This is a genomic window from Isoptericola sp. S6320L, from assembly GCF_023015685.1.
GTDB classification, from domain to species: Bacteria; Actinomycetota; Actinomycetes; order Actinomycetales; family Cellulomonadaceae; genus Isoptericola; species Isoptericola halotolerans_A.
Genome location: NZ_JALKAT010000028.1, coordinates 23,451 through 49,707 on the forward strand (window position 1 = coordinate 23,451; position 26,257 = coordinate 49,707).

A 26,257-nucleotide genomic window follows, 5' to 3' on the forward strand; every position below is an offset into this window, starting at 1 on the left:
TGACCAAATCGCACCGCCGGCCGGACGAGCCGACGCCCGACTCTCAGCCGGCAGCGCGGCGACGCGCCAGGATCTGTTCGAGCGGCAGCCCGAGCGTCTCGGTGCGCGGGCGGGGCTCGTCGGCGGTGAGCGAGGCGTCCTGCGGGTCGCGCGCCGCACCCGCCGGGGCGACCGGGGGCGACGCCGCCGACGACGCGACGGCCGGTCCGCCCTCGCGCACCGGCTCCGGCGGCTCGACGTCACGCGTCTCGTGCGTCGGCACCGTTGTCGCCTGCTCACGGCGTGGCGCCGCGGGCTTGGTGACGTACGTGGGCAGCGGCACGGGCACCGGCTCCCACGGCTCGCCGCCCACCGGCTGCTCCGTCGTGCCCGCGGGCGCCCGGTGGGACATCGCCGGCGCACGCTCCGTGTCGTCGCTCTCGCCGGCGCCGTCGCCGGCGGTCCGCGCGCTCGCCGACGCCGTCGGCTCCCGCGAGGTCGCTCCGCGCCCGGCCGGGGTGACGGGCGCGTCGGCAACCGGAGCAGGCTGCGCGGCAGGCTGCACGCGCGGGATCATCCGGGTGCTGGTGTCGGAGGGGTGCACGGCGCGCCCGGTGATCCGCGCCCGGTTGCGCGGGGCGTACGGCCCACCGTGCGCCAGGGTCCGCTGCTGGGTCGCGCGCTGCTGCTCCGCCCGGCGCTCGGCACGCCAGCGCGCGTCCGAGCGCCGCGCCGCGAGCACGGCGAAGCGGCCCAGCAGGAGCACGACGGCGAGCACCGCCGACGGGACGGCCGCACCCCACCACAGCAGGTACCCGAGTCCGACGGCGACCCACGCCCCGGCGGTGACGAGCGCGAGCACCAGGGTCACCACCAGGCGACGGCGTGCTCGCGCCGCCCGGCGCTCCAGCACGGCCAGCCGCTGGGTCCGCACCCGCGGCGTGGCGCCCGACGGCGGCCCAGAGGTCCGTGCGCCCACGAGCGGCACGCTGCCGGTCACCGGCGCGATGTCGTCGCGGTCCTGTCGCATCGCACGCTCCTTCCGTCGTCGTCCTGGCCGAGCTCCACCCGCCACGTCCCCGTCCGCCACGGCGAGGACGCGCAGCCCGCCGGAGAAGCGGTCGTCGATCTGCGCGTCGATGAGCTGCTGACGGTGGCGCAACCGCTGCGGGACCCAGTAGCCCAGCCACAGCACGAACAGCGCGAGGGCTGCGAGTCCTGCCGGCGACGTCTCCACACGCCGACGGTAGGCGAGGCGGGGCGAGGCGTCCCGCACCGCGCGGCGGCGTGTCCGCGACCTGACCCGTTCAGGCGCCGTCGCGCGCCTGCTGCCACCGCGCCAGCAGCCCGCCGGGCACGTCCTCGGTGGTGAGCGCGAAGGTCCGGTGGTCGCGCCAGTCGCCCTGGATGTGGAGGTAGCGCTCGCGCAGGCCCTCGTCGCGGAAGCCGAGCTTCTCCACGACCCGCAGGCTCGCCGCGTTCTCGGGGCGGATGTTGATCTCCATGCGGTGGAGCCCTAGCACCAGGAAGCAGTAGTCGGTGGCCATCGCCACCGAGGTCGGCACGATGCCGCGGCCCGCGTACTCGCGCGCCACCCAGTAGCCGATGCTCGCCGAGCACAGGGAGCCGTACTGGATCGAGGACACGGTGAGCTGGCCGACGAGCGCCCCGTCGAGCTCCACGACGAACGGCAGGGTGGTGCCCGCCCGCGCCTGCGCGCTGAGCGCCCGCACGTAGTCGCCGAACGACGTCGCCTCGGGCCGCTCCCCCGGGGTGGTCGCCTCCCAGGCCCGCAACCAGGACGCGTTGAGCTGACGGAGCCGCATCCACTCGCCGCCGTCCCGGCGTCGCAGCGGGCGCAGCACCACCGCGCCCGACGGCGTGTCCTCCCGGAGCGTGACCGGCCAGGGCCTGGTCACCGCCCACCTCTTCGCATCGTTCATCCCGGTTCCCTCGTCCACCCGGCGCGCCGGGTCCCCGTGGCACCGGACCCTGCCACAATAAGGACATGCACGGCGACCTCAAGGCCTCGACAGCGCATCAGCCGTACCCGGTCGTCGCGGGGATGGAACCCGAAGACGCCAAGGACGAGCTGCGGCGCGCGATCCGCCACCACCGCACCGAACGCTCCCAGCGGCTGCGCGACCAGGCGGCGGAGGCGTTCGCCGAGGTCGTCGCCGGGGTCCCCGCCGTGCAGGAGGCGTCCGTCGTCGTCGCCTACGCCGCCCGGCCCACGGAACCCGGCACCCTGCCGCTGCTGGAGCTGCTCGCCGAGCGCGGGGCACGGGTGCTCCTGCCCGTGCTCGGTGCGGGCCTGGCCCGCGACTGGGCGGACTACACGGGACCGGACGACCTCCTCGAGCGCGCCCCGGGCCGGCCGCCGGAGCCCGGCGGACCCAACCTCGGGGCGGAGGTCATCACGCAGGCCGACGTCGTCATCGCGCCGGCCCTCGCCGTCGACACCAGCGGGACCCGGCTCGGACAGGGCGGCGGCTGGTACGACCGCGCGCTCAAGCAGGTGCGCCCCGGCGTGCGGTCCATCGCCATGGTGTTCCCGGAGGAGCTCTACGACGCCGTCGAACGACCGCTGCCGGTGCTGAAGCACGACGTCGCGATCCATGCCGTCGCGACCCCGGACGGCTGGCTGCCGCTCCCGGCGGCGTAGTCGGCGGGAGCGGCAGCGGGCCCGGGTCCGGGCCTACGGCACCAGGGTGGCGGTGTCCTGTGCCGCCTCCTCGACGGCCGGGCGGCTGAACGGCCAGGGGAACGTCTCCCCCGCGGCCCAGGCCGAGAGCTGGTCGGTGTAGTGCGACGAGGCCGGGTGGCCCGACGTCCCGGTCACCGTCACCCAGGTCGAGGCGTCCAGGTCGCCCAGGTCCACGACCATCCGCATCGAGGGGCCCGTGGTCACCCGGAAGCTCCCCGTCGAGGCGTCCCACGACGTCGCGTTGACGATCGAGCTGCCGCCGGGCATCTCCACCGGCCGCGGGTTGACGTAGTCGCGCACCAGCGCCGGCACGGACTCCCCGCCGATCACCGGGTGCTCCAGCGCCAGCGTGTGCAGGGCGCCCCACCGCCACTCCGAGGCGTCCTTGGAGAGCTCCACGGTGAGGTCGCCGCGCGCGGTCACCAGCGCCTGGGTGAGCGCCTCGTCGCGGGTCTCGACCACGTTGACCGTCGAACGGTCGTCCCAGAACGGGTCCTCCGGGCGCTCGAGCATGTCGCGGACCACGACGAGCCAGCGGGACCCGCCGGTGGGCCGCATGCCCACCGGCACGTCGTCCCAGAAGGTGGTGCGGAGCAGGTTGCGCCACACCGCGCTGAAGTAGGCGGCGGCCGCCGAGTCGGTCCCCGTGGTGTAGTCCCACCCGGCCAGCAGCTCCTGGCCAGCCGCGTCGTACGGGTCCTCGACCTCGACGTCGAGCAGCACGGGCACGAGCGCGGCGGCGAACGGCGACCAGTCGTCGTTCTGCAGGGCGTTCATGTCCGCGACGGTGAAGGGCCGCCCGGCGGCGACCTGCTCCGTGATCAGCCCCCGGATGCGCTCGGAGCGGAACCCGTGGTCCCAGTCGCGCGAGAGGTCCGGCCCGACGCCGCGGGGCAGCACCGCCTGGTTCGCCGCGACGATGAACCCCTCCTCGGGATCCAGCGCCCGCGGCATCTCCTCCGCGTCGACCCAGCCCTGCCACTCGTAGCGGGGGTCCCAGCCGGGCCGCGGCCAGGTGCCGTCGGCCGGAACCGGCCCGGCTACCCGCCGCCGTTCCGGGATGCGGCCCGGCGCCTGGTAGCCGATGTGCCCGTCGGTCGTGGCGAACACGATGTTCTGGGCGGGCACGTCGAACAGCGCGGCCGCCGCCTGGACGTCGTCGGCGTCGGCCGCCGTGCTCATCGCGAAGATGGCGTCCGCCGTCCGGCCCGGCTCGAGCGCGGTCCAGGCCAGCGACACCGCGTACTCGCCGAAGTCGGTGCCCACCTCCGTCGGGGAGCCGACGACGGCGCCCACGTCGAGCACCGAGGACACCACCGGCCCGTGGTCGGTCGAGCGCACCTCCAGCTCGACGGGCGCAGCGCCCGCGACCCGGATCGTCTCGGTGCGGACGTCCATGGGCACCCACTCCTCGGCGTCCGCGTCGCGCAGCCAGGTGTCGTCGCGCACGCGCTCGACGAAGAAGTCGGTCACGTCCGCGCCCATGTTCGTCAGCCCCCAGGCGAGCTCGGCGTTGTGGCCGATGATCACTCCCGGGAAGCCCGCGAACGAGAAGCCGGCCACGTCGAACGGGCACTCCTGCGACACCTGCTCGCAGTGCAGGCCCACCTGGGACCACAGGCTCGGCACGTCCAGCGCGAGGTGCGGGTCGTTGGCGAGGATCGGCGCGCCCGACTCCGTGAGGTCGCCGGAGACGACCCACGAGTTGGACCCGGCGCCGTCACCGGTGCCGACGAGCACGGGGACCGCGTCCAGCGCCGTGGCGGCGGAGGCGACGGCACCGTCGAGGGCCCCGCTGCCCCAGGCCATGTCGGTCGGCGCGGTGCGCGAGCCCTGACGCCCGCTCTCCCGGACGAGGTCGCTCTCGGCCAGGATCGGGGTGTTGCCGCCCTCGGCGAAGCTCGGGAAGAGCTCGTCCACGAGCTCGACGTCCTCCAGCGCGCCGTACGCGAGCGCCCGGTCGAGCTCGTCGTCGTAGTTGCCGCGCAGGTCCCAGGCCATCGCCTTGAGCCACGCGAGCGAGTCGACCGGGTCCCAGGGGGCCGGGGCCGCGACGTCGACCGTGGCGCCGAGCACCGTGTACTCGAGGGCGATCTGGTCCGGGCTGCGGTCGGCGAGGTAGGCGTTCACCCCTTGCGCGTACGCCTGCAGGTAGCTGCGCGACTCCGGCGAGATGAGGTTCCACTCCTGCTCGGCCACCTCGCGCCAGCCGAAGGTGCGGATGACCTTGTCCGCGTCGATCGCGGTGGGGACGTCACCGACGAGCTCGGCGAGCCTCCCGGCCGTGACGTGGCGGCGGTAGTCCATCTCGAAGAACCGTTCCTGGGCGTGGAGGTAGCCCTGGGCGGCGAAGAGGTCCTCCGCGGTCGAGGCGTACACCTGCGGCACGCCCTGCTCGTCCCGGTGGACGGTGACCTCCCCGGTGAGACCGGGGACGTTCTGGGTCCCGGAGGTCTCCGGCAGCGGCTTGCGGACCGTGACGACGGTGAACGTCACGGTCGCGACGAGGGCGAGCGCCACGACGACCGCGACCCCCACCGCCGTCCGGCGCAGGCGCGAGCGGGGCGCCGGGGCGGTCTCGTCCTCGCCGGTGTCCTCCGTCGTGGGGGTCTCGTCGGGCTCGTTCGCTGAGGGGAGGTCGCTCGCTGACACGCAGGCGAGACTACCGTCCGCGTATGATTGGCACTCGCATCATCTGAGTGCCAGCCCGACGAGGAGAACCCCGTGCCCACCTACGCCTACCGGTGCGCCGACTGCGGCCACGCCTTCGACATCCACCAGGCGTTCACCGACGACTCGCTGACCGTCTGCCCCGAGTGCTCCGGACGGCTGCGCAAGCAGTACGGCTCGGTGGGCGTGACGTTCAAGGGCTCCGGCTTCTACCGGACCGACTCGCGCAGCGGCGCCAAGAGCTCCGGCGGCTCGTCGTCCGGCGACTCGGGCTCGTCCGCCAAGAAGTCCGGCGGCTCCGACAAGGGTTCGTCCTCGAGCTCGTCGGGCTCGAGCACGTCGGGTTCCGGTTCGTCGGGCTCGTCCGGCGCGTCGGGGTCCGGCTCCAGCGGCAGCTCGTCGAAGGCCGCCTCCGCCTGACCCGGCCGGCCGAGGCCACCCCCGGCCGAGGTCGTCCACCGACGGGCGCCACGGCGCCGCTGCTGCCGGCTCGCCGGCCCTAGCGTGCCCGGCATGGAGCCCTCCACCACCTCCCGCCTGGCTCGTCTCGCGCGTACCGTCGTCTGGCGCGGCCGGTTCGTCGTCGCCGCCCTGTGCTGCGGCCTGGCGGCCGGCGCGACCGTCCACGCGGTGCGGCCCGAGGCGCCGCCCACCCGCGAGGTGGTCGTCACCGCCCGGGAGGTGCCGGCGGGCGAGCCCTTGCGCGCGGCCGACCTCGGCACGGCCACGGTGGCGGCCGAGCTCGCGCCCGACGGCCTGCTGACCGACCCGGCCGACGCCGTCGGCCGCTCCCCCGCCGTCGACCTCGCCCCCGGCATCCCCGTGCACGCCGACCTGGTCCCGGGCGGCGGCCTGGCCGACCGGGCGCCCGAGGGCACGGTCGTCGTCGGTGTGCGGCTGACCGAAGCCGCGTGGCTGCGCCCCGGCGACCGGGTCGACCTGCTCGGCACCGACGACGCCGCCGACCGCCTCGCGCGGCGGGCGCTCGTCCTGCCGCGGCTCCCCGCCGACGACGGCGCACCGGGCGCGGGCGGCCTGCTCGGCTCGGCGGCACCCGCCACCGCGGACGCCGCCGTGACGCTGGTGGCGGTGGATCCGGACGAGGCGGCCGCCGTGTCGGCCGCGGCCGGGTGGGGCGCCGTCGCCGCCGTGCTCGTCCCGTGAGCGTGCTCGTACCCTGGTCCGGCGGGAGCGACACGCGCTCCCCCACCTCGGGAGGACACACCAAGCATGCTGGCCGGATTCAAGACCTTCATCCTGCGGGGCAACGTCGTCGACCTCGCCGTCGGGCTCGCCATCGGGGCCGCGTTCGCCGGCGTCGTCACCGGCCTCATGGACGGCCTGCTCAACCCGCTCATCGCGGCGGTGTTCGGCCAGCCCGACATCTCCGGGGTGTGGTCGTTCGAGGTCAACGGCGCGATGTTCAGCATCGGCATCGTCTTGCAGGCCGTGCTGAACTTCCTGCTGGTCGCCGTCGCGCTCTACTTCCTCGTCGTCATGCCGATGAACAAGCTCGCCGAACGCCGCCGCCGGGTCGAGGACGAGGTCGCCGAGGAGCCGGAGGCGGACCTCGCTCTGCTCACCGAGATCCGCGACCTGCTCGCCGTGCAGGCCCGCCGGCCCTGACCTGGCCCGCGCCGGGACGGGTCACCAGTGCGGCGGCACGTCCCGGCGCAGGCGCTCGTCGTTCGAGTCGTGGCCACCCTCGTCGTCGGTGGTGGCCCCCCACACGGTCTCGCGCTCGCTGCCCCGGCGCACGGCGCGCCGCGGACCGCGCCGACCCGTTCGGGGCGCGTCCGGCCGGTCCGGTGTCCCCGGGCTCGCGGGGGCCGTCGTGTCCCTGTGCGGGGTCTCGTCGGAGGGCGTCACGGCCCCATTGTCTCCCGCGGGTCCTTGACGACCTCGTCCGGCTCGTCGTCGGCCAGCACCGGCACCACGACCTCGGGCGGCACCGGCACGCCGCCGGGGGTCCCGACCCGGTCGTCACGAACCTGCTGCACCAGCCGGCGCACGCGGTCCGCCTCGCCCTCCGGGTCCAGGAACGCCGCCGCCGACCACACCTGCGCGACGGTCCAGCCGAGGCCCTCGAGACGCTGGGCCAGCTGCCGGTCACGGACCCGCACGGACGGCTCGGCCACGTACTCGGCGTCGTCGGTGAGCACCGCCACCAGCAGCTCGCCCGGCAGGTCCGGGTGGCCCACCACCAGCGGGATCCGGTCGCCGTCGCCGGTGCCGTAGTCGGTCTCGACGAGGTAGCCCAGCCGCCACAGCCGTTCGCCCAGGTCCATCAGGAGGCGGTCCGGCACGCGGCCCGCGTCGATCCCGTTGCCCAGCTCCACCTGGTCCGCGACGCCCGAGCGCCGCTCGGCCAGCTCGAGGACGTCGCGCAGCAGCCGCGGTCCGGCGCCCCGCAGGCGGTCCGGGTCGAGGGCGTCCGCCGGGAAGCAGGACACCACGTGCAGGCGACGCCGCGTCGCACCGAGCGCGCCCAGCAGCATCGCCGCCCCGCCGTCGTCCCCGAGGACGCCGAACCGGTGCAGCACGCGCCCGTGCGGCGTCCGGCCGAAGCCGAGCGAGAGCAGGATCGTGTCGCGCGAGAGCCCGGCCACCCCCGTGATGTCGGCGACGACCACGGGCTCGGCGCGCCGTCCGGAGAAGAACGGGGCGAGCGCCGGGTTGGCGCGCACCTCGGCCAGCAACGCCTCGCGGATCCGGTCCGCGTGCGCGGCGGTGACCGTGACGATGCCCAGGGCCTCCTCGGGTCGGGTCAGTGCGTGCTCGATGGACACCTCGACGACGCGGTCCACCTCGGCCCGCGTGCTCTCGACGGCCCCGGAGGTCGGGTCCGGCATGCCCGTGCCGTCCACCACGTCGAGCTGGACGAGCGCCTCCGGCCGCGGCAGCGGGGCGGGCCGCAGCAGGCCCTCGTAGCCGTGCGCCGCGAGCAGCCGCGTGAGCTCCGGGTCGCGGCGGTTCTCGCGGGGCTGCAGGGTCACCGTGGGCAGCAGCTGCGACAGCTCGCGCACGCTCGTGCCCGACGCCGTGCGGGGGTCACCGACGACGACGACCTGCCGGCCGCGGGCCAGGCAGGTGACGACGACCTCGATCGGGACGTGCTGGACGGCGTCGAGCACCACCAGGTCGACCGTGCGGTGCGTGGGCAGCAGGTGCGGCACCAGCGTGGGCGTCGCCAGGACCACGGGCCGCAGCCGCCGCGCCACGTCGCCGTAGCTCTCGACGAGGTCGCGCAAAGAGGTCATCCGGCCCTCGATGAGCTCGGCGAACAGCGCCTCGGACCCGGCACGGTCCTCGCGCATCGCCGTCCCGAGGTGCGCACGGGCGGCCACCCGCGCCGGCTGCGAGAGAGCGGCGAGGTGCCGGGCGTCCAGGTCGCGGAACCGGCGCGCCAGCGCGTCCAGCCCGGCGCCGTCCTGGCCCGCGAGGGTCTGGTCGCCGCCGAGGATCTGCTCGAACACGCTGGTCCACCACGCGAGGTCCAGCTCGGCGGCCACCTGGCCGGCGTCGACCCGGCGCGAGGTGAGCTCGTCCACCAGCTCCCCCAGGCCGGCCTCCCGGGCCCGCCGGAGAAGGTTGGTGCGCTCGGGCAGCGTCTCCAGGGCCTGCGGGTCCTGGGCGAGCTGGTGCAACCGCTCGGCGAGCGCGTCCAGGTCCAGGTCGAGCAGCCGGGCACCGTGCACCGTCGGGCCCAGCACGGGCTCGAGCGCGGTGAGGTCGATGCGCACCGCCTCGTAGGTGTCCTCGATGGTGGCCAGCCCCTCGGGCAGCGTCGGCCACCCGCCCCGGGGCGAGTGCTCGGCCCACACGTCGCGCTGCTCGGCCACCTCGATGAGCGCCGTGTGCAGGTGCGGCACCCGCACGCCCGGCCGGACCATGTCGCGGGCCCGCTTGCGCAGCCGCCGGCGCGTGAACCAACCCATCTCGACGCCGTGCTCCGTGCGCCACCGGCGCGTCGCCGTCGCCTGCACCAGGTCCGTCGCGGTGCGCTCGAACACCATCGGGTGGAACACGTCCAGCGTGCTGCGCATCCCGGAGAGCATCGCGAGCTGCGTGCCCCACTCGTTGATCGTGGCGGGCGCCTCCAGGCCCGTCACCTCACCCGTGTACGCGATCTGACGGCGCAGCTGCGGCAGCGTGGCCTCCTTGAGACGCCGCACGCGCGCCAGGGCGTCACGCGCCTCGTCCATGCTGGTCAGGTGCGCGCCGAACCACGCCGTCGAGGACGGTCGGAGGGTGAACGCGCCGAGCGCGGCCGCGCGCTCCAGCTCTGCCGCGAACCGCCGTCGGGCGTCCCCGTCGAGGGCGACGGCCGTGCGCGCGTCCAGGCGCACCGACGTCGACGGTGCCGGGCGCTCCGAGGTGAGGCGCGCCAGCTCCTGCAGCGCGTCGTAGGCGGAGACCCCCCACGGCTCCCGGCGGGCGTGCAACGCGTCGATGTAGCCCGTGAGCTGTGCCCGCGCGCCGATCAGCGCGTCGCGCACCTGCGCCGCCGCCGAGGCGTCCACGGCCTCCGGCTCCGTGGCCATCGCGGAGAGCAGCCGCTCGGCCATGTCCTCGCGCCAGGTCTGGCGTGGGGTGACGTCGAGCGAGAGACCGTCCAGCCCGAGCTCGTCGAGGCGCTGCGCCAGCCGGTCGGCGGCACGGCGATGACCGGTCACGTACAGCACCGACCGCCCGGCGGCGGCCGCCTCGGTGACCACGGCGGCGAGCGTCCCGGCGACGTCCGCACCGAGGGGCGCGTCGACGAAGAAGTGCTGCCCGGTGCCCAGGACGTCCACCACGTGGCGCTGGTACGGGTCCAGGTCGCCGACGCCGCGCTCACGGGCCGGGTCCGCGTCGCCTCGGCGCGGCGCGGGGAGCTCTGCCGTCGACACGCGCGCCACGGCCTGGTCCGCGCCCGCGAGCGCCGCCACCAGCTCGTGCCGGCCGAGCGCCGGGGCGACCTCGTCCAGGTCGTCGACGAGGGCCTGGCCGGGGTGCACGAAGGTGCCGACCAGGACCCGCTTCTCCCAACGGAAGTCGGCCAGGTGCTCGGCGCCGAGCGCGGCGACCCGGTCGAGCACGTCGTCGGGGTCGAAGCCCGCGGCAGTGAAGGACGCCTGGGCGAGCGCACCCAGGTCCTCCCGGACCCCCCGGGCGCGCAGGGTGCGGGCCAGGACCGGGTTGATCTCCGCCGTCGGGCCCAGCGTCAGGTCGTAGTCCGTCTCGCCGTCGCCCCGCGGGGCCAGGGTCACCGGCCGCAGCAGGATCGGCACGTGCACCGTCCGTGTGCCAGGCGTGACCTCGTCGGGCGGCGTCGGGCGGCGGGCCGGGCGGCTCTGCCGCCGTGCCACGCTCACCACGGGGATCGACGTCGTCACGGCCGGTGCCGAGTCGGTCGCCGCGTGGTCGGCGACCGCCCGCGCGGCCCGGGCGAGCTCCGCCGGGGACGCGGCGGAGGCGGAGCCGATGTCGTCGGGCGAGGCGGCGGAGTCCGGCCCGGCGGGCGCGGGGGACGCCGCGCTGGCGCCGCTGGCCACCTCGGCGAGCGCGGTGAGGTCGCGGTGGCGGTCCTGCGCGGTCTCGCCCACCTCGACCGGCTCGGTCCAGGACGCCACGCCGATCGCCAGCGAGGTCGGGGCCAGCCCGTACTGGGCGGCGTGCTCCGCGGAGCGCACGACGACGGCGCGCGCGTGGCGCCGTGCCCGCGGGAAGGTTCCCGGCTCGCGCACCAGGTTGGACAACCGGGTGGAGCGGCCGGCGAAGAGCTGGGCGACGCCCGACGGGTGCGCGGCCGAGAGGTCGACCACGGCCTCGCCGAGCATCCCGACGTCCGTGAGGGTGGAGCCGCCCACCATCTCGGCCAGGCCGGCGCGCCAGCGGCGGACCGCGTCGACCAGCGGGGTCGTCGTGGTCGCGCCGCCCGAGGTATGGCCCGCGCGCCCACCGTGCGCCTCCGAGCCGGCCGGGGCGGCGCCGTCGGTGCTCGGGTGGTCGGGGCTCGCGTCCGGGGCGCTCCCGTCGGGGCGCTCGCGGGCGTCGTCGCGGCCGAAGGGTCGGCGCGCGTTGTCGTCCTGCGGCTCGACCGAGGGCTCGGCCGCGGCCGCGGCTGTGGATCGGCGGAGGACTCTCACGCCAGCACGGTAGACCGGCTCGCCGTGATGACGGCGCCGGGCACGCCGAGTCGACCGGGATCGTCCATGGGTCGACCGTGGATCCTCCGGGAGGGGAATCGTCGACGCCCCCTCGGCGGGGGGTCCGAGGAGGCGTCCGACCGGAAGACCGGTCAAGGACAGCGCGCACCGCGCAGGGGGCGGGCGATGCGCGCTGCCACCAGGCAGTCTGCCCCGCGCGCGGCTGACCAGTCAATACTCCGGGCACCTTCCGTAGGCCTTCCTGCGAGAACGCTCCCACGGCTGTGACGTCCGTCGACGTCCGGCGCAGAGGTGGCCGCACGCGGCGCGGTCCGCCTACGCTCCAGCAGTGAGGAGAGTGCTCGAGGCCATCGTTCCCGCCCGGATGGGTGTCCCGTTCCGGTGGATGCTCGCGTCGAGCTGGACCAGCAACATCGGCGACGGCATCGCGCTGGCCGCCGGGCCGCTCCTCGTCGCGTCCCAGACCGACTCCGCCACGCTGGTCGCGCTGGCCGCGATGCTGCAACGGCTGCCGTGGCTCCTCTTCGGGCTGTGGGCGGGGGCGCTGGCCGACCGGGTCGACCGCCGGCGGATCGTCATCGTCGCGAACGCGCTGCGCGCCGTCGTCGTCGCCGTGCTGTGCGCCGCGATCGTCACCGGCGCCGCGAACGTCGTCGTGGTGCTGGCCGCGATGCTGCTCATGGGGGTCGCGGAGGTGTTCGCCGACACCACCTCCCAGACGCTGCTGCCGATGCTGGTGGACAAGCGCGACCTCGGCACGGGCAATGCACGGCTCCAGGCCGGGTTCCTCACCGGCAACCAGCTCGCCGGGCCGCCGGTCGGGGCGTTCCTCTTCGCCCTCGGGATGGCCTGGCCGTTCCTGGTCCAGGTCGTGTGCGTGCTGCTGGCGATCCTGCTCATCAGCCGGATCTCGCTGCCGCCGGTGCCCCGCCCGGCGACCCCGGCCCCGGCGCGCCGGGAGATCCGCGACGGGCTGCGCTGGCTCTGGACCCACCCTCCGGTGCGGACGCTCGCCCTGGTCATCTTCTCGTTCAACGCCACGTGGGCCGCCCCCTGGGGCGTCCTGGTGCTGTACTCGCTCGACCGGCTGCAGATGGGCCCGGTCGGGTACGGCCTGCTGATCACCGCCACGGGCGTCGGCGGGGTGCTCGGGACGCTGGTCTACGGGCGCCTCGAGCGGCGGTTCTCCCTGGCGACCCTGATGAAGACGGTCCTGTCGATGGAGGTGGCGTTCCACCTCGTGCTCGCGCTGACCACGACGGCCTGGGTCGCGATGGCCACGGTGTTCGTGTTCGGCATCTACACCTTCGTGTGGGGGACGGTGTCGAACACGGTGCGCCAGCGGGCCGTCCCGACGGAGTACCAGGGCCGGGTCGGGTCCGTGTACCTCATCGGGCTGTTCGGCGGGATCGTCGTCGGCAACGCCCTCGGCGGCGTCCTGACCGACCTGTGGGGCATCACGGCGCCGTTCTGGTTCGCGTTCGTCGGCGCCGGGCTCACCCTCGCGCTGGTGTGGCGCCAGCTCGACCACATCGCCCACGCCGAGGCCGACTGACGAGGTAGTGCCGTCCCCGCCGAGGTAGTACTACCTCGGCCGAAGTAGTACTACCTCGCGGCGGGCGCCACTACCTCGGCGCGCCCGGCACTACCTCGCGGCGGGCGCCACTACCTCGGCGGTGTGGGGAGCTCGAGGACCGGCCGGCCGGCCTCCCACACCAGCGGCACCCCGTACAGCTCCCGCTCGACGTACGCCCCGTCCCACGCGTGGAACAGGAACATCTCCCCGTCCGGCGTCGGGACCACGTCCTGCCCGCCCGGCCCCCGGTACATCCCTCCGGATCCCACCGTCGAGAGCAACGGCTCGGGGTCCTTGGTCCACGGCCCCGTCAGCGACGGCGCGGTCGCGTGCCCGACGGCGTAACTGTCGTCGCCGTAGAAGCTCGCCGAGTAGAACGCGTGGTAGGTCCCGTCTCGGCGCACGATCGTCGGCGCCTCCACGAGGTCGCCCTCCCACGCCTGGTCCTGGCGGAACAGGCGGACAGGGTCACCCGCGAGTGACAGCCCGTCCGCCGTGAGCGGGGCGGCCTGGATCCAGGTGTCGTGCCCGCAGCAGTTGCCGTCGTTCTTCCACAGCAGATAGGTGGTGCCGCCGTCCTCGAAGGTCGCGGCGTCGATCGCACCGCCCTCGGCCTCCGGGCAGACGAGCATGCCGTCGCCGACGGCTTCGAACGGCCCCAGGGGGCCGTCCGACGTCGCCGCACCGAGGCACTGGACGCCGTGCTCGGCGCTCGCCGCGGTGAAGTAGAGGACGTACGTGCCGTCGTCGGCCCGGGTGACCTCCGGAGCCCAGGTCCTGCCGGGGATCACCCAGGGCGGGAGGTCCGGCATGGCGTCGTCGTGCTGCTCCCACGTCACGAGGTCGTCCGACGTCGCGACGCGCACGTTGGTGTGGGGCCCGTTGGTGGCGTACGCGACGTACCCGTCGTCGGTGACGAGCACGTCGGGGTCCGGGAAGTCCTGGGAGATCAGCGGCTCGGGACGCCAGGGCGCGGCTGCGGAACCGCTGTCGTCGGCGGCGCCCTCGGCGCCCGTCGCGCCGCCGCTGCAGGCCGCCAGGCCGACGACGACGGCGCTCACCAGCGCCCCGCACGCCGCCCCGCGCCGGGCCCCGGGCCGCCCGACCGACCGGGACCGCCGCGCACCGGCCGTCACCCCTTGAGCCCCGACCGCGAGACCCCCTCGATGATGAAGCGCTGCAGGAACGAGAACAGCACCATGACGGGCACGCTCGCGATCACGGCGCCCGCCATCAGCAGGTCGTACCGCACCTGGTTGGCGCCCTGCAGGGTCGCCAGGCCCGCGGGCAGGGTGCGCGTCTCAGGGCTGAACAGGACGTACACGGGCCACAGGAAGTCGTTCCAGTTGGTGAGGAACGCCAGCAGGGCGAGCGTCGCCATGGCCGGTCGCGCCAGGGGCAGGACGATCTTGACGAACACCTCCCAGCGGTTGGCGCCGTCGAGCAGCGCCGCCTCCTCCAGCTCGACGGGCAGGTTGACGAAGAACTGCCGCATGAAGAAGACGCCGAACGCGGAGGCCGCCGTCGGCACGATGATCGCGAGCAGGGAGTTCAGCCAGCCGATCTCGGACACGATGAGGTAGTTCGGGATGACGAGGATGACGCCGGGCACCAGCAGCATGGCCACCACCAGCCCGAAGACGATGCCCTTGCCGCGGAACTGCATGCGCGCCAGCGGGTAGGCCGCCATCGACGCCGTCGCCACGACGAGCACGGCGTTGGCCGTGGCCGCGATCATCGAGTTCGCGAACCAGGTCAGCACGGGGGTGTCCGACGCGGAGAAGAGCGTCTGGAACGCCTGCGTGGTGAACGGGTCCGGGATCCAGCTCGGCGTGACGCCGGTGGCGTCGGCCCGCGTCTTGAACGACGTCACCAGCATGTACAGCAGCGGGCTGACGAAGACGAGCGCGAGGGCGTAGAGCGCCACGTAGCGGGCGACCCGCCGTCGGACGACGGTGCCGGCGCGGTGGCCGGCGACCCGCACGGTGCGGTCGGGGGCGGGTGCGGTGGGAGGAGCGGCGGTCATCGGCGCACCTTCTTTCCTGTGCGGCGGGCGTCCTTGTCCCGGAAGAGCCAGAAGATCGCGGCGCTGAGGATCATCAGGCAGACGGTGAGGATGTAGCTCATGGCTGCCGCGCTGCCCATCTGGAACGAGCTGAGGCCCGTGTCGGCGATGAGGTAGATCGCGGTGCGGGTGCTCCGGCCGGGTCCGCCCTCGGTCATCAGGTAGGACTGGCCGAACATGTTGGCCGACAGGATCAGCGTGTTGACGACGACGAACATCAGCACCGGCTTGAGCCCGGGGAAGGTCACCGCCCAGAAGCGCTGCCAGGCGCTCGCGCCGTCGACGTGCGCCGCCTCGTAGAGCTCGGCGGGGATGTCCTGCAGCGCCGCCAGGTAGATGACGGCGTTGAAGCCGAGGGTCCACCACACGGTGACCCCCACCAGCGCGACCCAGGCCCAGGGCAGGGACGTCAGCCACGCCGTGGCGTCGGGCAGCCCGACGAGGCCGAGGTAGTGGTTGACCAGCCCGATGTTGGTGTCGAGCAGGTACCGCCACAGGACGGAGACGACGGCGACGCCGAGCACGAACGGCGCGAAGTAGACGGCCCGCAGGAAGTTCCGCCCGGGGAACCGCGCGTTCATCATCATCGCGACGAGCAGCGGGATCACCAGCAGCAGCGGGACGCTGGCCAGCGTGAAGATGCCGGTCGCGCGCATCGACTCCCAGAACGGCCCGCTCGCCGTGGACGACGGGTCGATCAGGGCCTGGTAGTTCTCGAGCCCGACGAACGGGTGGTTCGGGAACGTGTAGTCCCAGTCGTGCAGGGAGATCCACACCCCGAGCGCCGCGGGGAGCAGGACGAACGTCCCGAACAGCAGGAGGAAGGGTGCGAGGAACAGCCAGGGCGTGGCCGGGGCCGGGTCGATCGGACTCCGGCGGCGGCGAGCGCCCCGGGCGGACGCCCTCGCCGTGGCGAGGGCGTCCGTCGGAAGGGTGGCGGTCATGCGTCAGCCTCCGAACCTGGCCAGGTTCTCTTCCATCAGCGCGGTGGCGCGCTCGGCCTCCTCGGTGAGGGCGACGTCGGGCGCGCGGTCACCGAGCACGCCGTCGGCCACCGCGACCTCGAGGGTCTCGGCCTGGATCGTCCCGAGGCCGGGGACCGGCGGGAGGAACCGCATGGTGTCGATCGCGTCGGCGATGGGCTCCTGCACCGTGCCGTCGAGCACGCCGCTGGTCCGCACGGACTCCCGGGCGGGGATCATGCCGGCGCCGGCCCACTCCCCCGAGTGCTCGCTCATCCAGGCGACGAACACCTGGGCGGCGGCGACCTTGTCCTCGTCCGGGTCGTTCTGGTGCGGCAGGAAGAACTGGTGCGAGCTCGCCCAGGTCGCCTGCTCCCCGAGGAGCGCGGGGACGGGGACGGCCGCGTACGGCAGGCCCGACTCCTCCAGGTCGTTGATCTGCCAGATGCCGTCGAACGTGATCGACGTCTCGCCGTTCTTGAACGCCACGTACTGGGCGTCGGCGTCGACGCTGGCCGGGCTGTACCCGTCGTCGACGATCGACCGCATCCACTCGAGGGTCTCGACGCCCTCGGCGGAGTCGAAGGTGGCGCTAGCGCCGTCGGCGGCGTACGGCTCGCCGCCGCCCTGCCAGACTCCCGACAGGAACATGAGGTGGGCGGGCCACCGGGCGGGCATCCAGAACGGGTGCTCGTGCCCGGCCTCCTGCAGCGCGTCGAGCGCGGCGCCGAACGACTCGGCGTCCGTCGGCGGCTCGGTGATCCCGGCCTCCTCGAAGTGCTCGGTGTTGTAGTACATCGCGAGCGAGTGGACGTCGAGCGGGACGCCGTAGTGCTGCCCCTCGTACTGGGTGGCGTCCCAGATCTCCTGCGTGAAGTCGTCGGCCGTCAGCCCGATGCCCTCCAGGAGCGGGTCGACGGGGTCGATCACCTGGCGCACGGCGTTCGACGAGAGCTGCTCGATGTGCATGACACCGACGTCCGGTCCCTCGCCGGCGGTCACCGCGGCGGGCAGCTTCTGGTAGAACTCCGCCCACTCGATCGTGTTCGACTCGACGGTGATGTTGTCGTGCTCGGCGTTGAACTCGTCCACCATGCTCTGCATGAACGGGCCGTCGCCGCCGGTGAAGCCGTTCCAGTAGCTGAGCGTGACCTCGGGGCCGTCGTAGGTGCCGGTGAACTCGGCCGCCTGCTGCTGGCCCGGGGTGTCGCCGCCGCCGGAGCACGCAGCCAGGGCGAGTGCTCCGGTGGCGGCGAGGGCTGCGGCGCGGACGGTGCGTCCGCGCCCGGTGTGGTTCGTCATGAGTGTCGTCCTCCTCGTCGAAAACGCCTGCGCTCTGCGCGCTGGCGACGAATGTACAGCGCTGTAACGCAGGTTGTCGACCCCCGCCCCCGACGGCGGCCCCGCGGGCACTACGATCACGACAACGAGCGGGCAGCGGCGGCGGGCGAGGGAGGCGGCATGGCACGGGTACGGCTGGTCGACGTGGCCGAGCGGGCCAACGTCTCGATGAAGACGGTGTCCAACGTGGTCAACGGCTACGCCCACGTGCAGCCGGCGACGCGGGCCCGGGTGCAGGCGGCCATCGACGAGCTCGGCTACAAGCCGAACCTCACCGCACGCCGGCTGGCGACCGGCAGGACGGGCATGATCGCGCTGGCCATGCCCGAGATTGACCACCCGTACTTCGCCGAGGTCGCCCGGCACGTCGCCGAGGTCGCGAGCGACCACGGCTACCGCGTCATCATCGAGCAGACGCTCGGCGACGAGACGGCCGAGCGGGCCGTGCTGCGCGACCGGGACGCCGGGCTCGTCGACGGGGTCATCTTCCAGCCGCTGCGCATCGCCACGCTCGACATCGCGCGGTTCCACCAGGACCTGCCCCTCGTGCTGCTCGGCGAGGTCGAGGCCCCGGTGACCACGGACCACGTCATGGTGGACAACGTGCGCGGGGCCGCGGACGCCACGTCCCACCTGCTCGCCGCGGGGCGCACCCGGATCGGCTTCCTGGGGCTGGTGGAGGGCGACATCACGGCGACGAACAGCCGCCGCCTGCTCGGCTACCAGGAGGCGCTCGTGGGCGCGGGCGTGCCCCTCGACCCGGGCCTGGTGCTCACCACCTCCGGGTTCGGCTCGGACGCCGCGGCGGCGGCCGTGGACGACGCCCTGTCGCGAGGACTCCGGTTCGACGCCCTCGTGTGCCGCGACGACCGCTTCGCGATCGGGGCGCTCACCGCGCTGCGCCGGCACGGGCGCGAGGTGCCCGGGGACGTCGCGCTCGTCGGGTGGGACGACTCCGCGATGGCGCAGTGGGCCTGGCCGCCGCTGACCTCGCTGGCCCCGGACAAGCACGAGCTCGCGCGCGTGGCGTTCGAGCTGCTGCTGGAGCGGATGCAGGGCACCACGGGCGTGGGCCGGCACCGGGTGGTCCCGCACACCTTGCAGGTGCGGGAGTCGGCCCCGGGCGCCTGACGGCGCTTTACAGCGCTGTATTCATGGTCCATGCTCTTGCCATGCGTGAGACCTCGACGACGAGCACCGACGACGGCACCTACCCACGACCCCAGCTCGCACGACCCCGATGGCACGACCTGTCGGGCGAGTGGGAGTTCGCGATCGGCGACGACGACGCCCCCGCACGCCGAGCCGGCGGCACCGCGCTCCCCCGCCGCATCCAGGTGCCGTACCCCCCCGAGTCGCCGCTGTCCGGGATCGGCGACACCAGCCCCTACGACGTCGTCTGGTACCGGCGCACCGTCACCGCCGACGACGTCGCCACCGCCGGTCTCGGCACGCAGGGCGACGCTCTGGTGATCCACTTCGGCGCCGTCGACCACGACGCGCAGGTGTGGGCCGACGGCCACCTGCTCGGCGCCCACACCGGCGGGCAGACCCCGTTCACCCTGGAGGTGCCTGCCGAGATCGTGCAGCGGGGCGCGTTCACGCTCGTGGTCCGGGCCTACGACGACCCCCGCGACGTGACGCAGCCCCGCGGCAAGCAGGACTGGCGCGACGAGCCGCACAGCATCTGGTACCACCGCACCACCGGCATCTGGCAGCCGGTGTGGCTCGAGGCCGTGCCGCGTACCGCCGTCGTCCGCCTCGACTGGCGCCCCGACGTGCCGGGTGGCGCCGTCGAGCTCGGCGCGCTCCTCGCGCACCGTCCGGAGCGGGGCACCCGGCTCGCCGTGGAGATCACCGCCGGCGAGGAGACGCTCGCCCGCCAGGAGATCCGGATCGACGACGCCGAGGTCTCACTCACGGTCCCGCTGCACCGGCAGACCAACGGCCAGGCGTACGAGGAGCTGCTCTGGAGCCCTGAACGACCCACCCTGCTCGACGCCCGGGTGACCGTCACGGGACCCGACGGCGCGCTGCTCGACGACGTCACCTCCTACCTCGGGCTGCGCTCGACCGGGGAGGCGGACGGGAAGTTCCTGCTCAACGACCGGCCGTACTACGTGCGGTCCGTGCTCGAGCAGGGGTACTGGCCGGAGTCGCACCTCGCGGCCCCGAGCGCGCAGGCGCTCCGTGACGAGGTGCAGCTCATCAAGGACCTCGGGTTCAACGCGGCCCGCGTGCACCAGAAGGCCGAGGACCCGCGGTTCCTCTACTGGGCGGACCGGCTCGGCCTCCTCGTCTGGGGTGAGGTCGCCGCCCCGTTCGCCTTCACGCCGCGGGCGGTCGAGCGCACCGTGCGCGAGTGGACCGACCTGGTGCTGCGCGACCGGTCGCACCCCTGCATCGTCACGTGGGTGCCCGTCAACGAGAGCTGGGGCGTGCAGCACATCGCGCACGACCCGGCGCAGCAGCACCTCACCCGCGCGCTCTACCACCTGACCAAGGCTCTCGACCCGACCCGACCCGTCATCTCCAACGACGGCTGGGAGCACACCGAGTCCGACCTGCTCACGCTCCACGACTACGCCGCCGAACGAGCGGTGCTCGAGCCGCGGTACGCGACCCGCGAGGCCCTGGACGCGCTGCCCGGGTCCGTCGGCCCGGCCGGCCGGCGGGTCACGCTGCTGCCCTGCGCGGCAGAGGGCAAGCCGGTGATGGTCACGGAGTTCGGCGGCGTCACCTGGGCGCCGGACGCGGACATCGACACGTGGGGCTACTCGGTGGCGAGCTCGCCCGAGGACTTCGAGGCACGCGTGCGTGCGCTGTTCGACGCCCTCCACGCGAGCCCCGTCCTGGCCGGCGTCTGCTACACCCAGCTCACGGACACGTTGCAGGAGGCCAACGGGCTCACGGACGAGCACCGCAAGCCCAAGCTGCCCGTCGAGACCATCCGCTCGATCGTCCGGGGTGCGCCCGCCCGCTGACCTGCCGCTGCCCGACTACTCGCCCGTGGCGCCGTCGTGCAGCTCGCGCGAGACGTCGAGGTGCCCGGCGTGCCGCGCGTACTCCTGGAGCACGTGGAAGCAGATCCAGCTCAGCGTCGGGGGGTCGTCGTCGAACCGGCCCCCGACGGCGCCCCGTGCGGCGAGGTCGTGCTCGGCGAGGACCAGCCGTGTGCGCTCGCCGCCCGCGTGCAGCGCGGCGACCAGCTCGTCGCGCGTGACGCCGTCGGGCACCCGCCAGGGACCGTCGGAGGCGCCGCCGGCATGGTCGCCCCACGGCTCGTCGACCCGCTCGCCGAGGAAGCCCCACACGAACCAGCGGCGCTCCATGTGGACCAGGTGGATCAGCAGCTCCAGCGGGGTCCAGCCGGACGGGAGCCTGCTGGTGCGCAGCTCGGCCTCGGTGAGCCCGTCGAGCTTCCGTTCGACGGCGGCGCGGTAGTAGTCGAGGTAGGCGACGAACTGCGCCTTCGGGTCGGGTGAGTCGCGGCGTGGTTCGACGGCGGAGAGCGGCATGGGTGCAGCGTACGGCGACCGTGCGCGCCCCCCGCCCTCACCGCCGTGGCCCGCGTGAGAGCGCCCGGTGGTCGTCCGGGGGCTCAGTCCACGCCCGCGGCGAGCGCGTCGGTGAGCAGCCCGACCAGCGCTTCGAGCTGGACGTCCGTGGACGACGGGATGTCCTCGTCCGCCGCCCCGTCCAGCGCCCGGGCGGCCAGCCCTGACTTGCTGTCGATCAGCTCGGCGATCTTGGAGTCGATGGTCTGCGCAGCGATGATCCGCCATGCGGTGACGGGTTCGGCCTGGCCGATCCGGTGGATCCGGTCGATGGCCTGGGTCTGCTCGGCGTCGGTCCAGGACAGCTCCGCCAGCACGAGGTTGGAGGCGACCTGGAGGTTGAGCCCCACGCCGGCGGCCATCAGGGAGCACACGGCGATCGACACGTCGGGGTCGCCCGTGAACGCCGCGACGTTCTTCTCGCGCACCGTGGGCGTCTGGTCGCCACGGATCGAGGCAAACCGGATGCCGCGGTCGGTGAAGGTCTGCTCGGCCTGGTCCATCACGTCGACGTGCTTGGCGAAGAACACCACCTTGCCGACGTTGCGGGCCAGCTGCGCGGCGTAGTCGGCGGCCAGCCCGGCCTTGGCCTGGCCGATCCGGCGGACCATCGTGAACACGTTCTCGCCGCGGGCCTGGGGGCTCGAGTCCTTGAGCTCGGCCGCCGCGACGCGCCGGGCGAGCTCGATGTCGATGCCCTCCACGGCGACGTCGTCGGGGCGGGCGGCCACGGCAGCCCGGTAGCGCTCGACGAGCCGCTGCTGGAGCGCGGTCTCGGCCGCCCGGACCGAGCGGCCGACGGCGCCCTCGAGCTCGACCGGCAGGTCCGCCACCCGACGGGCGGGGATGTTCGCCGCCACGTCGGCCTTCCGACGACGCACGATGCCCTCGTCGATGACGGTGGCCCGGGCCGAGGCGTAGAACCCCCGGTCCGCCGGGGTCAGGCCGGTCTCCTCCAGGGCAGCCATCAGCCCGCCGATCGGCTTCGTGTCGTCGATCCAGCCGAGGAACTGCCAGATCGCCCGGAAGTCCTCGACGTCGTTGATCAGCGGGGTGCCGGTGAGGGCCATCAGGAGCGGCCGGGCGGTGCGCTCACGGATCCGCTCGGAGAGCGCGAGGACGTGCTGCGACCGCTGGGAGGTCTTGTTCTTGATGAAGTGGGCCTCGTCGACGACCATCCCGCGGAAGCCGAGCTCTCCGAGCCAGCCGACGTGCCGGTTCAGGATGTCGTAGTTCACGATCACGACGTCCGCGAAGGCGTCGACCCGATCACCGTCACCGTGGACGACCGTCGCTCGCCGCTGCGGCGTCCACAGCTCGACCTCGTGGGCCCAGTTCGTCTTGACCACGTTGGGCGCGACGACCAGCAGCGGGAAGGCGTCCGCCGCCTGCGCCGCGAGGAGCGCCTGGGCGGTCTTGCCGAGCCCGGGCTCGTCCGCGAGCAGGAACGTGCGGTGCCCGCGCGCCGTCGCGGCGACGACCTGGGCCTGGTGCGGCATGAGGGCGCGGCCGTGGGGAACCGGTACGGAGGCCGGGTCGGGCAGCGCCATGCAGGAGGGCGTGCCGGGGGACGCCCTTTCGAACGATCGGAAGAGGGGTTCGAGCAGCTCCCACCCGGCCAGCCGGCGGGGACGCGCGGGGGCGCGCTCTGCCGCCGCCTCGAAGTCCGGTGCGAGGAAGGGGTTGGCCAGCCGCTGCGAGATCGCCGACTGGGGCACCACTCGCTTCTCGGCGCCGGGCGGCGGCGCGGCGGGGGCGGGCGGCTCCGGGTCTTCCTCGGGGGGCTCGATCCCGCCCGCGCGCATCACGCTGGCCCGGTACTCGCGCGCCGCGTCGGAGACCCGAGCATCGTCCGCGAGCAGCTCGAGCAGCGAGGTGTCGCGCGCGGCGATCTTCGCCAGCATCGTCGCCACCCCGTCGAGCCGCTTGAGCTCCTGGTCCCGCTTCGCCGCGGTCAGCACACCATCGGCCTTCACGCGGGCCCGCTCCTCACGCACGAGCAGCGCCACCACCTGGAACTTCGTCCGGACGACCGGGCGGGTGGGAGGTCGCTTCACCGCGTTGTCGACGTCGCGAGCGATGTCGGCGAGCACGGGGATGAGGCCCCGCTCGGCAGGACGGGGAGCACGGCGCCGCTGAGCGCCGCCGTCAGGACGCGCTCCGCCGGACCGACGTCGGCCTGGTCTTGCCACATGCACTCCTTCGCTGACCTGCACCTCGGCCACGACGCGGCGCGGGTGTCCACGCGTGCTCGCGCCGACGAGTCGGGCACGGCGTCGCCACGCCGGTTCCCCAGCGGCGACGCCGGTGGGCCTCGGGCCGACGGCGAGACGCCGTCGGACCTTTCGACGCATCACCGCGAGCACGGTCGCGGCCCGGGGAGAGCCACGTCGCCAAGGCTGCCTGTGACCTTGACACCCTGTGCGCCTGGGCAGATTCGAACTGCCGACACCCGCTTTAGGAGAGCGGTGCTCTATCCCCTGAGCTACAGGCGCTCCCAGCGTCCTCGGACGATGGTGACCCGGCGCCGAGCACGAGGCACACGGCCCGGGTCGCCCCACAGCCTAGCGTGCATGGCGGCACCGCCGAGGCAACGACAGTCCGGTGGGCTGCCGTCCCGGCGGACTCGCCGCGGACGGGGCCCACATCGTCGTCGGCCGGCTCTCGCGAGTCACACCCACGCCGCCGGGTCGGCCACGACCTCGCGCAGCACCTCGCGCGCTCCCCCGGTCAGCGCGGCGTGCTGACCCGCCCGGGCGGCCCGCACGTCCGGCTCCGCGAAGGGCGCGGCCAGCACCCGCTCGCGCAGCACCGCGACGACGTCGTCGCGGAGCCACGGCTCGAGCTCGGCGTACACGCCGCCGAGCACGACGGTGGACACCCCGGTGAGGTTCACGAAGTCCGCGAGCGCCGACCCCAGCGCCCGGCCGGCGCGGTGCAGCGCCGCGCGTGCGCCGTCGTCGTCGGCCTCGAGCGCGGCGACGAGCGCCCGGAGCGGGGCGTCGAGCGGCAGCCCGGCGGCGCGCAGGACCTCCTCCTTGCCGGCGTACTGCTCGAGGCAGCCGTGCGCGCCGCAGGAGCAGCGCGGACCGGCGGGGTCGACGACGACGTGGCCCACCTCGCCGTTCCAGCCCCGCTCGGCGAGGAAGAGTCCGCGGTCGACGACGATGCCGGCACCGATGCCGACGTCGCCGGAGACGTAGAGGAACGAGTCGGGCACCTCGCCGGCGAGCTCGGCGAGCGCGGCGAGCTTGGCCTCGTTGGCGACGTGCACGGGGAGGCTTGCGAGGCTCAGGAGCGGCACGGGGTCGAGCGACGACCACCCGAGGTTGGGTGCGACCTCGAGCTCACCGGTCCGGACGTCGACGAGGCCGGGCAGCGCGAGCCGGGCACCGGCGACCCGCATGCCGTCGGACTGGAGCAGCTCGACGACCTCGGCGGCGAGCGTGCCGAGCCGGCCGAGCACCGTCGCGGGCTCGGAGTCGTGGAAGGCGCCCTGCTCGACGACGTCGGCGACGGTCTGCCCGGCCAGGTCGAGGGCACGCACGCCCAGGTAGTCGACGTTCACCTCCAGCCCGAGGCCGACGACGGTCCGCGCGGCCGGCACGAGCGGCACGGCGGGGCGCCCCGCGCGCTGAGCGGCGGCGGGCGGGAGCTCGGTGATGAGGCGGGCGGCCACGAGGTGGTCGACGAGCGTGGAGACGGTGGCGCGGGTCAGCCCGGTGGCGGCGGCGACGTCGGCGCGGGACGGTGGGACGGCGTCCGGCGGTCCGGACGTCCCGGCGGCGGCGTCGTAGATCGCCTTGGCCACGAGGCGGAGGTTGCGCTCGCGCAGCGTGTGCTGGCGGGAGGCGCTGCTGCCGCCCGGGGGCGCACCGGTGGTGCGCTGCGTCGTCGTCGGCTCGGCGGTCACGTCTTGACTCTAGACCAACGACCGGCAATAGTTCAGCCGTACAACAAACCGCCGCGGCGTCGCCCGGCACCCAACTCGACGAGGAGAACCCGTGAGCGACATCAAGTACTCGTTCGGCCTGTGGACCGTGGGCTGGCCGGCGAACGACCCCTTCGGCACCGCGACGCGTCCCGAGCTGGACCCGGCCGAGTCGGTCCGCAAGCTCGCGGACCTCGGCGCGTGGGGCTTCACTTACCACGACAACGACGTCTTCCCCTTCGGCGCCTCCGAGGCGGACCGCCAGGCAGGCATCGACAGCGTCAAGAAGGCCGCCCAGGAGTCCGGGCTGGTCTGCGAGATGGTCACGACCAACACGTTCTCGCACCCGATCTTCAAGGACGGTGCGTTCACCTCGAACAACCGCGACGTGCGCCGTTTCGGGCTCAAGAAGGTGCTGCGCAGCGTCGACAACGCCGCCGAGATGGGCGCCTCCACGTTCGTCATGTGGGGCGGTCGCGAGGGCACCGAGTACGACAACTCGAAGGACCTCGCCTCCGCGCACGCCCGCTACGCCGAGGGCATCGACACCGTCGCCGCCTACATCAAGTCGAAGGGCTACGACCTGCGCATCGGCCTCGAGCCGAAGCCGAACGAGCCCCGCGGCGACATCTTCCTGCCGACCATCGGGCACGCCATCGCGCTGATCAACACGCTCGACAACGGCGACATCGTGGGCCTCAACCCGGAGACCGGGCACGAGCAGATGGCGGGCCTCAACTACACGCACGGCCTCGCGCTGGCGCTGTACTGCGGCAAGCTGTTCCACATCGACCTCAACGGCCAGCACGGCCCGCGCTACGACCAGGACCTCGTGTTCGGCCACGGCGACCTGCTGTCGGCGTTCTTCACCGTGGACCTGCTGGAGAACGGGTTCCCCAATGGCGGCCCCCGCTACGAGGGCCCGCGGCACTTCGACTACAAGCCGAGCCGCACCGAGCACCTCGACGGCGTGTGGGAGTCGGCCAAGGCCAACATGGCCACCTACGACATGCTCGCCGCCAAGGCGAAGGCCTACCGCGAGGACCCGAAGGTCCAGGCGGCGTTCGAGCACGCCGGCATCTTCGAGCTGGGCGAGTCGACGCTGGGCGCGGGCGAGTCGTTCGAGGCGTTCCTCGCCGACGAGTCCGTGGACGGCATCGACGTCGACGCCACGGCCGAGCGCGACTACGGTCTGGTGAGGCTGCACCAGCTCGCGCTGGAGCACCTCATCGGCTGAGCCGAACCACCTGTGTGATGTTGTGGGCGCGATTTCTGGCCCGGAATGCCGGCTTTGCCGGGCTTCCAGGCCCAGAAATC

At 73.9% G+C, this 26,257-nt stretch carries 20 protein-coding genes and 1 tRNA gene; 8 read left to right on the plus strand and 13 right to left on the minus strand.

Annotated features, from left to right (window positions below; all coding sequences use genetic code 11):
- Window positions 1–43: 43 nt before the first annotated feature.
- Window positions 44–1,216, minus strand: coding sequence for a hypothetical protein (locus tag MWU57_RS13840; protein WP_246909814.1), 1,173 nt, complete (start codon window positions 1,214–1,216; stop codon window positions 44–46).
- A 70-nt stretch (window positions 1,217–1,286) separates the two neighbouring features.
- Complete coding sequence (locus tag MWU57_RS13845; protein WP_106267519.1) at window positions 1,287–1,922, minus strand: GNAT family N-acetyltransferase; 636 nt, start codon at window positions 1,920–1,922, stop codon at window positions 1,287–1,289.
- Between the two features lie 65 nt (window positions 1,923–1,987).
- On the opposite strand from MWU57_RS13845, the gene MWU57_RS13850 reads away from it, so the two are divergent.
- A complete protein-coding gene (locus MWU57_RS13850; protein ID WP_106267517.1) occupies window positions 1,988–2,644 on the plus strand; it encodes a 5-formyltetrahydrofolate cyclo-ligase in 657 nt (218 codons plus the stop codon).
- A gap of 33 nt (window positions 2,645–2,677) precedes the next feature.
- Here the strand turns inward: MWU57_RS13850 and MWU57_RS13855 are convergent, their stop codons facing one another.
- On the minus strand, window positions 2,678–5,224 hold the full coding sequence (locus MWU57_RS13855; RefSeq protein WP_246909849.1) for a penicillin acylase family protein: 2,547 nt from the start codon (window positions 5,222–5,224) through the stop codon (window positions 2,678–2,680).
- 186 nt (window positions 5,225–5,410) lie between these two features.
- Here MWU57_RS13855 and MWU57_RS13860 point away from each other — a divergent pair, with 186 nt between their 5' ends.
- From MWU57_RS13860 to mscL, 3 genes are all read left to right on the plus strand, one after another.
- A complete protein-coding gene (locus tag MWU57_RS13860; protein WP_246909816.1) occupies window positions 5,411–5,776 on the plus strand; it encodes an FmdB family zinc ribbon protein in 366 nt (121 codons plus the stop codon).
- Window positions 5,777–5,869: 93 nt separating this feature from the next.
- Window positions 5,870–6,520, plus strand: coding sequence for an SAF domain-containing protein (locus tag MWU57_RS13865; RefSeq protein ID WP_246909818.1), 651 nt, complete (start codon window positions 5,870–5,872; stop codon window positions 6,518–6,520).
- A 66-nt stretch (window positions 6,521–6,586) separates the two neighbouring features.
- Window positions 6,587–6,982 (plus strand): large conductance mechanosensitive channel protein MscL, encoded by a 396-nt coding sequence (gene mscL, locus MWU57_RS13870; protein WP_246909819.1) that lies wholly within the window; start codon window positions 6,587–6,589, stop codon window positions 6,980–6,982.
- Between the two features lie 21 nt (window positions 6,983–7,003).
- On the opposite strand, the gene MWU57_RS13875 is transcribed toward mscL, so the two are convergent.
- Window positions 7,004–7,225 (minus strand): hypothetical protein, encoded by a 222-nt coding sequence (locus MWU57_RS13875; RefSeq protein WP_246909823.1) that lies wholly within the window; start codon window positions 7,223–7,225, stop codon window positions 7,004–7,006.
- The gene (locus MWU57_RS13880) at window positions 7,222–11,487 is read right to left on the minus strand and encodes a hypothetical protein (protein WP_246909825.1); all 4,266 of its coding nucleotides are present in this window, start codon (window positions 11,485–11,487) and stop codon (window positions 7,222–7,224) included. The genes MWU57_RS13875 and MWU57_RS13880 overlap by 4 nt, the downstream gene beginning before the upstream one ends.
- Before the next feature lie 385 nt (window positions 11,488–11,872).
- Between MWU57_RS13880 and MWU57_RS13885 the strand changes: the two genes are divergently transcribed.
- Window positions 11,873–13,063 (plus strand): MFS transporter, encoded by a 1,191-nt coding sequence (locus tag MWU57_RS13885; RefSeq protein ID WP_281495732.1) that lies wholly within the window; start codon window positions 11,873–11,875, stop codon window positions 13,061–13,063.
- Window positions 13,064–13,173: 110 nt separating this feature from the next.
- On the opposite strand, the gene MWU57_RS13890 is transcribed toward MWU57_RS13885, so the two are convergent.
- From MWU57_RS13890 to MWU57_RS13905, 4 genes are all read right to left on the minus strand, one after another.
- The gene (locus MWU57_RS13890) at window positions 13,174–14,145 is read right to left on the minus strand and encodes a glycoside hydrolase family 43 protein (RefSeq protein WP_246909830.1); all 972 of its coding nucleotides are present in this window, start codon (window positions 14,143–14,145) and stop codon (window positions 13,174–13,176) included.
- A 71-nt stretch (window positions 14,146–14,216) separates the two neighbouring features.
- Window positions 14,217–15,110 carry a carbohydrate ABC transporter permease gene (locus MWU57_RS13895; RefSeq protein WP_246909832.1) on the minus strand — a complete coding sequence of 298 codons (894 nt, stop codon included), beginning with the start codon at window positions 15,108–15,110 and terminating at the stop codon, window positions 14,217–14,219.
- Window positions 15,107–16,093: a carbohydrate ABC transporter permease gene (locus MWU57_RS13900; protein ID WP_106267503.1), complete on the minus strand. Its 987-nt coding sequence runs from the start codon at window positions 16,091–16,093 to the stop codon at window positions 15,107–15,109. The genes MWU57_RS13895 and MWU57_RS13900 overlap by 4 nt, the downstream gene beginning before the upstream one ends.
- 3 nt (window positions 16,094–16,096) lie before the next feature.
- Window positions 16,097–17,413, minus strand: a complete 1,317-nt coding sequence (locus MWU57_RS13905) for an ABC transporter substrate-binding protein (protein WP_246909834.1) — start codon at window positions 17,411–17,413, stop codon at window positions 16,097–16,099.
- Window positions 17,414–17,572: 159 nt separating this feature from the next.
- Here MWU57_RS13905 and MWU57_RS13910 point away from each other — a divergent pair, with 159 nt between their 5' ends.
- Both MWU57_RS13910 and MWU57_RS13915 read left to right on the plus strand, forming a co-directional pair.
- A complete protein-coding gene (locus tag MWU57_RS13910; RefSeq protein WP_246909836.1) occupies window positions 17,573–18,583 on the plus strand; it encodes a LacI family DNA-binding transcriptional regulator in 1,011 nt (336 codons plus the stop codon).
- Window positions 18,584–18,624: 41 nt separating this feature from the next.
- A complete protein-coding gene (locus MWU57_RS13915; protein WP_246909838.1) occupies window positions 18,625–20,436 on the plus strand; it encodes a glycoside hydrolase family 2 protein in 1,812 nt (603 codons plus the stop codon).
- Between the two features lie 15 nt (window positions 20,437–20,451).
- On the opposite strand, the gene MWU57_RS13920 is transcribed toward MWU57_RS13915, so the two are convergent.
- From MWU57_RS13920 to MWU57_RS13935, 4 genes are all read right to left on the minus strand, one after another.
- Window positions 20,452–20,970 carry a DinB family protein gene (locus tag MWU57_RS13920; RefSeq protein ID WP_246909840.1) on the minus strand — a complete coding sequence of 173 codons (519 nt, stop codon included), beginning with the start codon at window positions 20,968–20,970 and terminating at the stop codon, window positions 20,452–20,454.
- Window positions 20,971–21,053: 83 nt separating this feature from the next.
- Window positions 21,054–23,201, minus strand: coding sequence for a DEAD/DEAH box helicase (locus MWU57_RS13925; RefSeq protein ID WP_246909843.1), 2,148 nt, complete (start codon window positions 23,199–23,201; stop codon window positions 21,054–21,056).
- Window positions 23,202–23,431: 230 nt separating this feature from the next.
- Window positions 23,432–23,504 (minus strand) — tRNA-Arg (locus MWU57_RS13930).
- Window positions 23,505–23,680: 176 nt separating this feature from the next.
- Window positions 23,681–24,922: an ROK family transcriptional regulator gene (locus tag MWU57_RS13935; protein ID WP_246909847.1), complete on the minus strand. Its 1,242-nt coding sequence runs from the start codon at window positions 24,920–24,922 to the stop codon at window positions 23,681–23,683.
- Between the two features lie 91 nt (window positions 24,923–25,013).
- Between MWU57_RS13935 and xylA the strand changes: the two genes are divergently transcribed.
- Complete coding sequence (xylA, locus tag MWU57_RS13940) at window positions 25,014–26,177, plus strand: xylose isomerase (protein ID WP_106267490.1); 1,164 nt, start codon at window positions 25,014–25,016, stop codon at window positions 26,175–26,177.
- The last annotated feature ends 80 nt before the right edge of the window (window positions 26,178–26,257 follow it).